The sequence below is a fragment of the Microbacterium sp. ISL-103 genome (genome assembly GCF_018613995.1).
Taxonomy (GTDB): domain Bacteria; phylum Actinomycetota; class Actinomycetes; order Actinomycetales; family Microbacteriaceae; genus Microbacterium.
Genome location: NZ_JAGGPD010000100.1, coordinates 1 through 13,273 on the forward strand (window position 1 = coordinate 1; position 13,273 = coordinate 13,273).

Genomic DNA, 13,273 nt, shown 5'->3' on the forward strand with positions numbered 1-13,273 from the left:
GACGCCCTCTTCTGAGATCGCGCCGTCGTCGGTCAGATAGCGCATCAGCCGCAGCACGGTGCGATCGCTCGTCTTCGCCAGGGGCCGGCCACCGGGGCGGACGTCGGCGGCGAGCATATGGACGGTGTTCGAACCGATGTCGAGGACTCCCAGGCGCACGGATGAAGCGTAGCGGACCCGATCGACGTGCATGAGGAGAGCGGCCGTCAGGGAGCCGCGCAGATCACGTACGGACCGCCCTGCGCGAGCGGCTCGGTGCCGCACTGGAAGGTGAGACGCGGCACGCCTCGCATCGCCTCGGCATCGAACAGGCCGAGGTGTGCACCCGACAGGACCACCATCGACACCGCGGCGCCCCAGGGCTGGGCGGCGAGCCATTCGGAGTCGTTCGCTTCGACCCACTCCTTCAGCGGCGCCGCCGACTCACGCTGCGTCTGCAGGGTCTGCACGGTCGGCGGGGTGACGCCGATCACACCGTGCTGCACGACGCCGTATGCGGTGCTTCCCGCGATCAGCACGACGGCGAGGGCTGCGACGACACGGACGGCGGGGTGGGGGCGTCGAGCGGTGACAGGGTGCGCGTCATCGCCGTCATCGCCGTCCGGGGCATCTTCTGCGGGTGCGGCGCCCGACGAACGATCGTCGCGCGCCGACCACAGCGCCTGCGCGCCCCAGATCGCGAACGCCGCGAGTATCGGAGTGAACGCGAAGATGCCCGGCGCCGGATGCCGGATCCACAGGGGGGTGTGAGCCGCAGTCGACCACCATCCGAGGAACACGGCGATGCCGACCGACGCCGCCAGCAGCAGGGCGAGTCGCCCCCGGTCGATCCCGCGAGCGCGCACGAGCCCGGCGACGATGAGGGCGACGGCCACGAGCCCGGTGAGCACGACGGCCCACCCGGGCATGTGCCACGAGTCGACGAACCAGGTGAGCTTCTGCACGACAGTGGTCGGCTCCTGCTCTTGGCCGCCGGAGAGCAGGAAGGCTTTGACTCCGCGCAGATGGTCGAGGAATCCTGCCGGGCCGAGTGCGATGAGTGCCGCGAGTTCCACCAGCAGCGTCGGCACACCCGCCATGACGAGCGGGAGCCATCCGCGGCGGAAGGTCGCACCGATGCGCGCCCATCCGGTTCCGGGTGCCAGTGCCCATACCGCCACGGCGAAGGCGGGCAGCGCGAGCAGGGCGATGAGCTTCGCCTGTACGGCGAGCCCGACGAGCAGCCCTGCCAGCCACGCGCGCTTCGGCAGCACGACCAGCGCCCAGACGATCAGGGCAGCCGCCGGGATCTCTCCGAGGAAGTCCGCGGGCCCCTGGATGGGCGACGGCGCACCGATCGTGTCGAAGACGAGGGGCACCGCGATCGCGAGCAGGCCGGCCCAGGTGCCGGCGATGCGGCGACCGAGCACCCAGAGGCCGACGAGCAGCAGCACCCAGTAGAGCAACGGCACCAGGCGGGCGCCGATCACCGGGTCGATCCCGATGCCGATGAAGGCCGCCGCCGGAAGCAGCACCGAGGGGCCGGTCGAGATCCGCGGGTCGAACGGGGTGAGGGTCGATCCCGAGAGGGCGCCGTCGCTCGTGTAACCCAATCCGTCGAGCAGGTTCAGAGGCACCGTGAGGTTGAAGGCCTCGTCTTCCCAGAAGCGCAGCACGAGCAGGCTCTGCAGCGCCACACCGACGTGGGCGACGACCACTGCCGTGAGGAGTGCCCAGAACAGCACCCGGCGCACGGTATGACTCATGATCCCGACGAAGCCGTGACCGTGGAGGGGCGACGCACGTCGCGCAGCGGGGCTCCCGGGCGCAGCGACCAGGTCCACACCTCGGTGAACGCATGGCGCACGAACGAGCGGAGTCGGGCGGGCGGCAGCGAGATGCGGCTCACACGGCCCCACATCGTGCCGCTGGCGGATTCTCCACGGCGTGGGATGCTGCGCACCGAGATGTAGCGCACGACGAAGCCCCCACGCGCCTCGGCGAGCGAGAAGTGCACGTGCGGCACGGTGGCCTCCTCAGGCACCGCGTCGACGAGGGTGCGGAGCGCCTCGGGGCGGTAGGCCCGGAGCGGGGTGTTGACGTCAGGGATACGACGGCCGGCCTGCAGCGCGATGAGAGCGCCGACGGCACCGGTGAGCACTCGGCGGAACCAGGGGTCGGTGCGGCCGCCGCGGACGCCATGCACGACATCCGCGTTCTCGTCATGCCACGCGCGCAGCAGGCGCGGGAAGTCCTCGCCGAGGAACTGTCCGTCGCCGTCGACGTGCACGATCACGGTCGGCGATGCGGCGAGACCGGCGCGGTAGGCGGCGAGGGCGGTGGGACCGTGGCCACGGTTCTCCGCCTGCACCGAGACCTCGACGTCGGCGATGCCGGCGAGGGAATCCGCGGTGCCGTCCGTGGAGCGATCGTCCGCGACGATGAAGCTGAGGCGGTCGCAGAACGGTGCGACGTGCGAGCGGATCTCGTCGAGGAAACCGCGGATGCCCTCGACCTCGTTGTAGGCCGGCATGACGACGGCGACGTGGGTGAAGTGCACGGGATTCCTTGGGCGCGAAGACGACGCGCAGGGTTCGAAGGCGCGCACCGAGTAGCCTAGTCGAGTGAATCAACCCTCCCGTCTTCGCCGCGTGGCGCGCCTGGGAAGCCGCTTCCTGATCGTCGGCGGGCTGAGCACGCTCATCGAGATCGGCGTCTTCAATCTGCTCGTCTACGGCCTCGATTGGGGCGTGGTCGCAGCGAAGCTCACCGCATCCGCCGTCGCTCTCATCAATGCCTACTTCGGCAACCGCGAGTGGACCTTCCGCCACCGCGATCGCCGCAGCCGCACGAGCGAGCTCGTGCTGTTCCTGGCCACGAACGCCGCCTGCACCGCACTCGGGGCCGGCATCGTGTGGGTCGGCGTCGAACTGGCGCATGTGATGCTCGGTCGTGAGCCCGGGGCGTTCGCCGTGAACTTCGTGAACCTCGTCAGCATCGGCATCATCGTGCTCGTGCGCTTCGCCCTGTACCACTGGGTCGTGTTCCGCACGAGCCCGAAGCGCGAGGCGGGCGAGGCCGCGGTCAGCTCAGACATACCGCGTCCCTGACCCCGACGCAGAGGCGCGGGATCAGGGACGGAGGATCAGCGGGGGAGGATCAGACCTTCGCCTTGACGCGGGCCTTGCCCCGACGCGGTCGAGTCGCGGACACGGGCAGCTGCACCGGATCCTGCTCCATCTGCGAAGACGAGCCATAGGTGTACGCGCCGTAGCCGTAGCTGTCGGGCCCCTTGGTCGGAAGCATCGTGACGACGGTTCCGAGCATCGAGACGCCTGCGGTCTCGAGCGTGCGGATGGCGCCGGCGAGCTCCTGCTTCTTGGTCTTGCCGGAGGCTGCGACGAGGATGACACCGCTCGTCTTCTTGCCGACGACGGCAGCGTCGGTCACGAGCAGGAGCGGGGGTGCGTCGATGAGCACGTAGTCGAAGTACTCCTCGAGCGAGGCGAGCGTGCGGTCCATGGCAGCCGAGCCGAGCAGCTCGCTCGGGTTCGGCGGCACCGGGCCGCTGGGCAGCACGTAGAGCTGGTTCGCGCCCCACTTCTGCAGGGCGTCTGCGAGTTCGACCTGGCCGATGAGCACGTTGGTCAGGCCGACGCCGCCCTCCATGCTCATGTAGTCGGCGACTCGGGGCAGGCGCAGGTCGCCGTCGATGAGCGCGACGCGCACACCCGTCTCGGCGAGGGCTATCGCGAGGTTCGCCGTCGTGGTCGACTTGCCCTCGCCGGGGCCCGAGCTCGAGACGACGAGAGTGCGCGGACCCGAGTCGACGTTGAGGAACTGCAGGTTGGTGCGCAGCGTGCGGAACGACTCGGACCGCGGGCTGCGGGGGTCGGCGTGCACGATCAGCGGACGCTTCTGCGCCTCGGGGTCGAAGGCGATGCCACCGAGCATCGGTCGGTCGGTGAGCTGCTCGATGTCGTGCAGCGTGTGGATGCGCACGTCGAGCACGTGACGCAGCACGGCGATGGCGATGCCGGCGGCGAGGCCGAGCAGCCCGCCGAGCATGACCAGCAGCGGGATGTTCGGGCTCGAAGGACGCGTCGGCGCAGTCGCCGGGTCGGTCACCGTGATGTTGACGGGGCTGGTGGTCTCTTCGGTCGCCGGCTTCTCGAGCGTGTTCTGCACGGCGTTCGTGAAGCTGATGGCGGTCTGGTTGGCGATCGCCGCTGCCGTCTCGGGGTCGGTGTCGGTGACCGAGATGTTGATCGTGACGGTGTTGAGCGGCGTCGTCGCGGTGACGCGCGAGGCGAGCCCCGACACGGTGGCGTCGAGACCCAGCTCTTCGATCACCGGCTCGAGCACGAGCCCGGTGCCGATGACGTCGACGTAGGTGGTGACCATCTGCCGGGCGAACGTCGTGCCCTGCACGAGGTCGCCGGTCGCGGCTCCCTCACTGCGCACCGAGACGTAGAGCTGTGTGGACGCGACGTACTTCGGCGCCTGGGTGAACGCATACGCTGCACCACCGATGAGGCCCACCAGAAGGAGGGCGAGCATGATGATCCAGTTTCTGTGCAGAATGCGCAGATAGTCGCGAAGTTCCACGCGGCAGGTCTCCTGAACGTCGGTGGTGGGGAGGAAGAATTCTCGTCATTCTCCCATAGGGGGTGGTCTTGCCCGGTCAGCGGGTCGCCTGCTGGTGCGTCGCACCGTAGGAATGTTCGCCGTATGCCGACTTGTCGACGCCGGTGGTGGGAAGCATGGTGACGATGGCGCCGAGCACCTTGGCGTCGACCTTCTCGAGGCTCTCGACCGCCGCGGTGGGGCGCGGCACGGTCGTGCGTCCGGCGGCCGCGACGAGCAGTGCGCCGTTCGCACGGGTGGCGAGAACGGCCGCGTCGGTGACGAGCAGAACGGGCGGCGCGTCGATGATGACGATGTCGAATGCGCGCTTGAGTTCGCCCATCAGCGACGACATGGCGGCCGAGCCGAGCAGCTCGGCCGGGTTCGGCGGAACCGTTCCGGCGGGCAGCACGAACAGTGCGCCGCGACCCCATCGCTGCATCGCATCGCTCGCGGCGATCCGACCGGCGAGCACGTCGCTGAGTCCGACACCGCCCTCGATCCCGAAGTAGTCGGCGACGCGGGGCAGTCGTAGGTCGCCGTCGACGATCGCCACGCGGGCTCCGGTCTCGGCGAAGGCGATCGCGAGGTTCGCGGCGGTGGTCGACTTGCCCTCTCCGGGGCCGGCGCTCGTCACGACGAACACCGAAGACTCGCCGCCGAGCGCCAGGAACTGGACGTTGGTGCGCAGCGAGCGGAAGCCCTCGGCTCGGGGATCCTTGCCGTTCGAGGCGACGATGAGCGGCTGCTTCGCTGCATCCGGGTTGAGTGCGATGGCCCCCAGCAGCGGCGCGGTCGTCGCGCGCTCGATGTCCTTCGTCGAACGGATGCGCGTGTCGAGCACCGTGCGCAGGGCGGCGATGCCGATGCCTGCGGCGAGCCCGACCAGCGTGCCGATGATGATCGACAGCCGGATGTTCGGTGCAGACGGGGCGGTAGGCACCTGGGCGGCCTGCAGGGTGTCGATGCGGATGGGGCTCGAGGAGTCGTCGGGATGCTTCTCGAGCTGCTGCACGACGACGGATGAGAAGCTCTCGGCGATCGCGTTGGCGAGTCGCGCCGCCTGGCTGGGGTTGCCGTCTGTCACGGTGACCGTGATCGCCAGGCTGTTGAGCTCGGCAGTCGCCTGCACGCGCCCGGCGAGCTGCGAGGGCTCGAGGTCGAGTCCGAGGTCGTCGATGACCGGCTGCAGCACGAGCGCGCTCGAGACGAGGGCGACATAGCTCGTCACCGCCTGCTGCGCGTAGGTGCGTCCGAGGTTCAGCTCGGCAGAGTCGCCGGTGGGCGACTGCGCCACGACGATCAGCTGTGCGGAGGACTGATAACGAGGTGCGGTGTTCAAGGCCATCAACGCGCCGATCGCCGCGCCGATCAGCGTCGCCGAGACGATGAGGACGACGTTTCGACGCAGAACGCGCAGGTAGTCGTGGATGTCCATGGTCTCCTGGGGGACGAAGGCAGGCGCAGATGTGCGCAGGTAGTCTGTCACGAGACTATCCACAATCCGCATCGGCCTTCACCGGGAAGCAGCCTCATGAGCACCCTCGCTGGACTCTTCGCGAACGACGAGCGCGCGCGTCGTGCCGACGTCGACGCCGGCGGCGACGACGCCGTCCGCACGCTCGACCATGTCGTCGGACCCCGCAGGCAGACGACTCCGCCGACGCGGGTCAACGTCGACACGACGCGCCTGGTCGCCCTGGTCGATGCCGCCGAGCGTGACACTTCTCCGGCTGCCTTCGCCCCGAGCGCTGCGACCTCGAAGGGGCGTCGGCGCCCCCGACGCATCGACTGGATCAACGTGTCGGCCGCCGTCCTCGCCACTGTGGTCGTGGTCGGCACGGTCGGGTTCGCCGGTGTGCAGGCGGCGGGAGCCTCTCCGGCGGCCGTCGCATCTCAGGCGCTCGACGAAGATCGCGCCGCGCTCGCCAGTGCCGAGCAGGGCATGAATGCCGCGCTCGAGCGCTTCACCACCGAGGTGACGACGGGTGAGACCCAGGCTGCCGCGGCTCGCTCGGCGATCCTCGGTCTGGATGAGACCGTCGTCGACGCTGCCGCACGATCGACCGCCGTCGCAGCGGCGGATTCGTACATCGCCTCTCTCGGCGGCGTCGTGCTTCCCGCCCTTCCCGAGCCGTACACGGCCACCGAGGTCGACGAGGAGGCTCTGACCGCCGTCGCAGCCGCCCTCGACGAGGTGCGCGAGCGGTCGGCCGAGGTCGACGATGCCGTCACCGAGATCCGCGCGCTGCGCACCACCGTCGAGCAGCGCGGAACGGTGTACCTGCAGGCGCTCACAACGTTCGCCGCGACGTTCACCGCTCGAGCCGCCATCGAGGTCGACGAGAATCCTGTGGCAGACCAGGAGTTCCGTGACGCGGTCATCGCGGCGGCCGCGACGCTCGCCACGGCGCCCCTCAACGAGACGAGCGGCCAGCAGGCGCTCACCGCGTATCAGGATGCGGTGCTGGCGCTGCGCGACGATGATCTGCGTGCGCGCATCGCCGAGGAAGAGCAGCGCGAGGCCGAGAACAACTTCAACAACAACAACAACGGCGGCGGCGGTGAGCAGGGCGGCGAGGGCGACGGCGGCACCACGCCTCCTGCTGAGACTCCCACCGAACCGGTGACGCCCCCGGTCGAGGGCGAAGACCCTCTGCCCTAAGCGCCCGCGACCGACAGACGAACGACCCGCACGACCTGGTCGATGGCCGGCACCAGCTGCTCACCGGAGCGCTCGTAGGTCGCCCACGAGCGGCGGTACGGGTCGACGATGTCGTCTTCGTCAGCGCTCGCCGGGGGAGCGGTCATTCCGCGACGCGCGGCGACCGCGGCGACACCGGCGCGCAGACGCGACGAGGGGTCGGTGTGCGCACTGGCGGCCGCGATGATGTCCTCGTCGGTCGCATCCGCTGCGAGACGAGCGAATTCGCGCAGGGTGAAAGCCGACCGCAGGCGGGCCGGTGCGATCTCGACGATGCTCCGGCGATGCTCGCGGGCCATCGCGAGAATCAGGTCGGGCGTCTTGAGCACCGCGGCGGTGAGCGGGCGCGAGCGATGAGCGGCCGCCGTCTCGGGCGCGACGCCGTACTGGATCGCCAGCTTCTGCGCCTCGGCCGGCATCGCGACGGCATCCAACCCGTAGGTGCCCGCGCTGTTCACGGTTCCCGGCAGGTCTGCGAGTCGTGCACGCAGCAGCTGTTCGGCCAGGGGCGAGCGGCAGATGTTGCCCGTGCAGACGGTGGTGATCTCGAACACGACGAACCTTTCGGATCGGTAGGGGAGTGAGGCCACTGTAACCGCTTACCGCCACGCGGCAGCGGGGTCACACGGGTACACAAGTGTATGCAACGATATGAATAGGCTGAGTGTCAGCTGGAATATCGCGCGGGGGGACGCGCTCACGGAGGGGTGATCGTTGTGACAGCGGACGTCGAAGCGACGACCAGTGTGTCTGTGGCTCAACATCGCCGGCGCGTTCTCGCCGCTATGGTCGATGCGCTCGCCTGGTTCGTCGGCGTCATCGCAGCCGTCGTGTTGCGATTCGAGTTCGAGATGACCCTGCAGATGTGGGGATCGACGCTCGCGCTCGCCGCGATCGCGGCGGCGATCCAGATCGGGCTCGGGTTCCAGTTCGCGCTGTACCGCGGCCGCAACACCTACGGATCGTTCGAAGAGGTGCGCACACTCGGGCTCTTCGTCACGATCGAGGCCCTGTTCCTGTCGATCTTCGTGGTGATCTTCGGCAACTACGTCGGCATTCCCCGCGGCACGATCTTCCTCGCCTTCCCGTTCGTGCTGCTCACGATGTTCGGTGTGCGCTACATCGCGCGCCTGATGATCGATCGCACTCGCAAGCCCGGCGACGAGGCCGAGCCCGCGCTGATCGCGGGTGCCGGCTACCTCGGCGACAACGTGGTGCGGAGCATCCTCACCGATCCCGCGTCACCCATCCGCCCCGTCGGAATGCTCGACGACGACCCCGCGAAGAAGAACCTGCGTCTGCGTGGAGTTCCCGTGGTCGGGCGCACGACCGACATCGCGGATGCCGCGAAGCGCACGGGAGCGACGGTGCTCGTCATCGCGATGGGAAGCGCCGACGGCGCGCAGCTGCGTCAGCTGACCGACCAGGCGGAAGCTGCGGGGATGAGCGTCTCGGTGACGCCGAGCCTCACCAACATCAAGTCGGGTGAACAGGCCCCGTCGGATCTTCGCGACATCAGCATCGAAGACCTGATCGGCCGCTACCCCGTCGACACCAACGTCGAACTCATCGCCGGGTACGTCACCGGGCGGCGGGTGCTGGTCACCGGTGCCGGTGGCTCGATCGGATCTGAGCTGTGCCGTCAACTCTCGAAGTACGGTCCGAGTGAGCTCATCATGCTCGACCGCGACGAGACGGGTCTGCAGCTCGCGCAGCTCGGCACATCGGGGCACGGACTGCTCGACACGAACGACGTCGTGCTCGCCGACATCCGCGAGCCCGAGACGCTGACCGAGCTCTTCCGCGATCGTCGCCCCGAGGTCGTCTTCCACGCCGCCGCGCTGAAGCATCTGCCGATGCTCGAGCAGTATCCCGACGAGGCCTGGAAGACCAACGTGCTCGGCACCCTCAACGTGGTGCAGGCTGCTCGGGCCGCGGGCGTGAGCACGTTCATCAACATCTCGACCGACAAGGCCGCGAACCCGACCAGTGTGCTCGGTCACTCGAAGCGCGTCGCCGAGAAGATCACCGCCTGGGCGGGTGAGACCACCGGCATGAGGTATCTGTCGGTGCGATTCGGCAACGTCATCGGCAGCCGCGGTTCGATGCTGCCGACGTTCCAGGCGCTCATCGAATCGGGTGGCCCGGTGACGGTCACTCACCCTGACGTCACGCGCTACTTCATGACGATCCCCGAGGCGTGCCAGCTCGTGATCCAGGCGGGGGCCGTGGGCCGCGCCGGCGAGGTGCTCATCCTCGACATGGGCGAGCCCGTGTCGATCCTCGATGTGGCCAAGCGCATGATCGCGATGTCGGGAAAGACGATCGAGATCGTCTTCACCGGGCTGCGCAACGGCGAGAAGCTGCATGAAGAGCTCGTGGGCGACCGCGAGACGCTCGAGCGGCCTTTCCACCCCAAGGTCTCGCACACCCGGGCAGACCCGATCTCGCCCGAGCGCCTCGACAAGGCCGGATGGAAGGCGCGCATGTTCTCTCACCCGCGCAACAACGACACGGCGATCATCACGCCGCTGCAGCTGGATCCGGAGACGACCTCGTGACCGATCGCATCTTCATGTCCTCTCCCGATGTCGGTCAGCTCGAAGAGGATGCGGTCGTCGCCGCGATGCGCTCCGGATGGATCGCCCCGCTGGGCCCTGACGTCGATGCCTTCGAGCGCGAGGTGGCAGAGCGAGTGGGAGTCGCGCACGGCGTCGCGCTCAGCTCGGGAACAGCGGCGCTGCACCTGGGGCTGCTCACCCTCGGCGTGGGGCCGGGAACCGTCGTCGTGACATCGACGATGACGTTCGCCGCGACCACCAACGCGATCATGTACACCGGCGCGGAGCCGTACTTCGTCGATGCCGACGAGGCGACCGGCAACATCGATCCGGTGCTGCTCCGGCAGGCGCTGCAGCAGCTTCGCGCCGCGGGCGAGACCGTCTCGGCGATCGTGCCTGTCGATCTGCTCGGCAAAGCCGTCGACTACACGAACATCCTCGAGATCGCCGAGGAGCACGACGTTCCCGTGCTCTCGGATGCCGCCGAGTCGCTGGGCGCCACGCACGCAGGGCGCGCGGCGGGGAGCTTTGGCCGCGCCTCGATCGTCTCGTTCAACGGCAACAAGATCATGACGACGTCGGGTGGCGGCATGCTGCTGACCGATGACGAGGCGATCGCGACGCACGTTCGCTATCTCGCCACACAGGCCCGGCAGCCGGTGGTGCACTACGAGCACACCGACATCGGCTACAACTACCGTCTGAGCAACCTGCTGGCCGCTCTCGGCCGCGCGCAGCTGTCTCGTCTCGACGAGATGATCGACGCGCGTCGCCGCATGCGCGAGCTGTACAAGCAGCTGTTCTCCGACGTCGACGGCGTCGAGGTGTTCGGTGCCGAGGGTGATGCGAACGACAACGTGTGGTTGACGTCGGTCCTGGTCGACGAAGCGACAACGGGGTGGGCGCCGTCAGACCTCGCCGCACACCTCGCAGAGGATGACATCGAGAGTCGTCCGCTGTGGAAGCCGATGCACCTGCAGCCGGTGTTCGCCGGATCCCGCGGTGTCATCACCGGCGCATCAGAGCGGCTCTTCGACCGCGGACTCACGCTGCCGAGCGGGTCTGCGCTGACCGACGTGCAGCGCGCACGGGTCACGACGCGCATCGCCTCGTTCCTCGGTGAGCGTGTCGCGTGACCGCTGCCGCCACCCGGCCGTATGACCTGATCAAACGTCTCATCGACGCCGCGGGCGCCGCTGTGGCTCTCGTCGCGCTCTCGCCGGTCATCCTGATCACCGCGGTATGCGTCGCCGTGAATCTCGGACGCCCTGTGGTGTTCCGCCAGCCTCGTCCCGGCCGAGGAGGCCGGGTCTTCACCCTGTACAAATTCCGCTCGATGCGCGAGGTGGACGCCGATCGCGGACGGATCACCGACGAGCAGCGCCTGACACGTTTCGGACGCATTCTTCGTGCGTCGAGTCTCGATGAGCTCCCGTCGCTCTGGAACGTCTTTCGCGGTGACATGAGCTTCGTCGGCCCTCGTCCACTGCTGGTCGAGTACCTCGAGCGCTACACACCCGAGCAGGCGCGCCGTCATGAGGTGCGTCCGGGCATCACGGGCCTCGCCCAGGTAAGCGGTCGCAATGCGGTCGCCTGGGAAGATAGATTCCGACTCGACGTGGACTACGTCGACCGCCGGAGCTTCGCGCTCGACGCTCGGGTGCTCGTCGCCACCGTCAGCTCGGTCGTTCGGCGTGAGGGGATCTCGGCTGAGGGGCACGCGACCATGAGCAAGTTCGGAGAGGCAGATGCCTGAAGACATCGTCGTCATCGGCGCCGGCGGGTTCGGGCGCGAGACGCTGGATGTGATCGAGGCGATAAATGCCGCTGCGGTCGAACCGATCTGGCAGGTGGTCGGCGTCGTGGATGACGCGCCGAGCGGGATCGATGAAGAAAGGCTTGCCGTTCGCGGTTACCGCCATCTCGGCGGCATCACCGAGAACCTGTCGCTTCTGGCCGCGAGCCGCCACGTGATCGCGATCGGATCGCCATCCACTCGTTCGCGCATCGCCGAGGCGCTCGGAGAGGCGAAGGCAGCGCCTGCGCTCGTGCATCCTGCTGCGGTACTCGGTTCTCAGGTCACGGTGGGGGCCGGCGTGGTCATCTGCAGCGGCGTCCAGATCTCGACGAACGTCCGCGTCGGCGATCACGTCCACGTCAATCCGGGCGCGATCGTCGGACACGACACCGTGCTCGATGCTTTCGTCTCGATCAACCCGGGGGCGGTCGTGTCGGGATCTGTGGAGGTCGGTGCGAAGACGCTCGTCGGGGCTGGAGCGGTGGTCCTGCAGGGCCTGCGCATCGGCGATGCTGCAACCGTAGGAGCGGCGGCCTGCGTCACGAAGGACGTCTCAGAGGCCCTGACCGTGATTGGTGTGCCCGCACGCCCGATCCGCGGCGATCACGATCGCAACATGATCGACTCGTAGTCGGCCGCGAGCTTCCGGTAGTTGCGGTTCTCCCGGATCCAACGAGCGCCTCGCTCACCGACCTCACGACGATGCTCGGGAGATGCGCCGGCGATCTGCCGGATCTCCTCAACGAGCGCCTGAGGGTCGTCCGCGGGAACGAAAACGCCTGAATCAGCTTCGTTCACCATCGACGGGTAGCCCGAATACGAACCGACGATCGGCTTGCCCGCAAGCATGTAGTCGATGAGCTTGTTGAGCGACTGGCCGAAGTCCCATACCCGAGAAGGGAATGTGGAGAAGTACAGGATGTCGAACTCCTGGAGCACACGCTGCACGGACGACCGTGGGACACGACCGACGAAAGTCAGGTTGTCCAGGGATCCATAACTGCGCTGGTACGCCTCTCGGAGGTCGCCGTCGCCGACGAGCACGAAGTGCAGGGTCGGGTCGTCGGAGAGAGCAGCGGCGCAAGCGAAGAACGCGTCGAGTGCGTTCGTGGTGCCAACCGTTCCCGCGTAGCCGATGAGGGTCTTGCCGCTCGGGATAGCCGATTCGCGGTATGCGGCCGGGAGCTCCTCCGTGCCGACATCGCCCTCTACATAACCCATGGGTATGCATTCCACGGCGCGGTCCTCGTTGAGCACCTCGGCGACATGCTCACGAAGGTTCGGCATGGTGCCTACGATCGCATCTGCCTTGCGGTAACCCAGTCGCTCCACCCAAGACAGGAGCCTGACGAGCGGATTCCGCGGTGAGAACCCGCCTTCTTCGATGATCGTCAGCGGCCAGATGTCTCGAACCTCGAAGATGAACTTCGCCTTGTATCGCCGCCGGAGCGCAAGGCCGGAGAACACGGTGAGCAGCGAGAGGCTGCTGCCGATGACGATGTCAGGGCGCTCTTTGAGCGCCTTGTGAGCGCGCAGCACCCCGAGTTCGAAATGAAGCCAACTGATCACTCGCTTCGCAGACTTCGCGCCGGAGAACATCATGGT

At 68.0% G+C, this 13,273-nt stretch carries 12 protein-coding genes and 1 pseudogene; 6 read left to right on the forward strand and 7 right to left on the reverse strand.

From position 1 onward, the window contains the following. The 3 genes and pseudogenes from J7E68_RS19590 to J7E68_RS04420 all read right to left on the reverse strand — a co-directional run. A pseudogene (locus J7E68_RS19590) lies at nt 1-159 on the reverse strand (Ppx/GppA family phosphatase); the annotation flags it as partial. Nucleotides 160-206: 47 nt separating this feature from the next. Next, nucleotides 207-1,745, reverse strand: coding sequence for a hypothetical protein (locus J7E68_RS04415; RefSeq protein ID WP_215170213.1), 1,539 nt, complete (start codon nt 1,743-1,745; stop codon nt 207-209). Then, nucleotides 1,742-2,539 carry a glycosyltransferase family 2 protein gene (locus tag J7E68_RS04420; protein WP_215170215.1) on the reverse strand — a complete coding sequence of 266 codons (798 nt, stop codon included), beginning with the start codon at nt 2,537-2,539 and terminating at the stop codon, nt 1,742-1,744. The genes J7E68_RS04415 and J7E68_RS04420 overlap by 4 nt, the downstream gene beginning before the upstream one ends. 64 nt (nt 2,540-2,603) lie before the next feature. Here J7E68_RS04420 and J7E68_RS04425 point away from each other — a divergent pair, with 64 nt between their 5' ends. Next, nucleotides 2,604-3,089: a GtrA family protein gene (locus tag J7E68_RS04425; RefSeq protein ID WP_215170216.1), complete on the forward strand. Its 486-nt coding sequence runs from the start codon at nt 2,604-2,606 to the stop codon at nt 3,087-3,089. Between the two features lie 49 nt (nt 3,090-3,138). On the opposite strand, the gene J7E68_RS20265 is transcribed toward J7E68_RS04425, so the two are convergent. Together J7E68_RS20265 and J7E68_RS04435 are read right to left on the reverse strand one after the other, a co-directional pair. Then, nucleotides 3,139-4,587 carry a polysaccharide biosynthesis tyrosine autokinase gene (locus tag J7E68_RS20265; RefSeq protein WP_215170218.1) on the reverse strand — a complete coding sequence of 483 codons (1,449 nt, stop codon included), beginning with the start codon at nt 4,585-4,587 and terminating at the stop codon, nt 3,139-3,141. Between the two features lie 76 nt (nt 4,588-4,663). After that, nucleotides 4,664-6,094, reverse strand: coding sequence for a polysaccharide biosynthesis tyrosine autokinase (locus J7E68_RS04435; RefSeq protein ID WP_311416319.1), 1,431 nt, complete (start codon nt 6,092-6,094; stop codon nt 4,664-4,666). Between the two features lie 45 nt (nt 6,095-6,139). Between J7E68_RS04435 and J7E68_RS04440 the strand changes: the two genes are divergently transcribed. Continuing rightward, nucleotides 6,140-7,270, forward strand: a complete 1,131-nt coding sequence (locus J7E68_RS04440) for a hypothetical protein (RefSeq protein WP_215170220.1) — start codon at nt 6,140-6,142, stop codon at nt 7,268-7,270. Here the strand turns inward: J7E68_RS04440 and J7E68_RS04445 are convergent. Beyond that, nucleotides 7,267-7,863 (reverse strand): low molecular weight phosphatase family protein, encoded by a 597-nt coding sequence (locus J7E68_RS04445; protein WP_215170222.1) that lies wholly within the window; start codon nt 7,861-7,863, stop codon nt 7,267-7,269. The two genes, J7E68_RS04440 and J7E68_RS04445, sit on opposite strands and share 4 nt — an antisense overlap. 231 nt (nt 7,864-8,094) lie before the next feature. Here J7E68_RS04445 and J7E68_RS04450 point away from each other — a divergent pair, with 231 nt between their 5' ends. The 4 genes from J7E68_RS04450 to J7E68_RS04465 are packed head-to-tail and all read left to right on the forward strand — an operon-like array spanning nt 8,095 to nt 12,299. Further along, the gene (locus J7E68_RS04450; protein ID WP_215170224.1) at nt 8,095-9,870 is read left to right on the forward strand and encodes a nucleoside-diphosphate sugar epimerase/dehydratase; all 1,776 of its coding nucleotides are present in this window, start codon (nt 8,095-8,097) and stop codon (nt 9,868-9,870) included. After that, complete coding sequence (locus tag J7E68_RS04455) at nt 9,867-11,006, forward strand: aminotransferase class I/II-fold pyridoxal phosphate-dependent enzyme (RefSeq protein WP_215170226.1); 1,140 nt, start codon at nt 9,867-9,869, stop codon at nt 11,004-11,006. Before J7E68_RS04450 ends, J7E68_RS04455 begins: the two co-directional genes overlap by 4 nt. Beyond that, nucleotides 11,003-11,626: a sugar transferase gene (locus tag J7E68_RS04460; protein WP_311416322.1), complete on the forward strand. Its 624-nt coding sequence runs from the start codon at nt 11,003-11,005 to the stop codon at nt 11,624-11,626. The genes J7E68_RS04455 and J7E68_RS04460 overlap by 4 nt, the downstream gene beginning before the upstream one ends. Beyond that, nucleotides 11,619-12,299 carry an acetyltransferase gene (locus J7E68_RS04465; protein ID WP_215170228.1) on the forward strand — a complete coding sequence of 227 codons (681 nt, stop codon included), beginning with the start codon at nt 11,619-11,621 and terminating at the stop codon, nt 12,297-12,299. Before J7E68_RS04460 ends, J7E68_RS04465 begins: the two co-directional genes overlap by 8 nt. Here the strand turns inward: J7E68_RS04465 and J7E68_RS04470 are convergent. Further along, on the reverse strand, nt 12,272-13,273 hold a 1,002-nt coding region (locus J7E68_RS04470; RefSeq protein WP_215170230.1), incomplete at its 5' end, for a glycosyltransferase family 4 protein. The genes J7E68_RS04465 and J7E68_RS04470 overlap by 28 nt on opposite strands.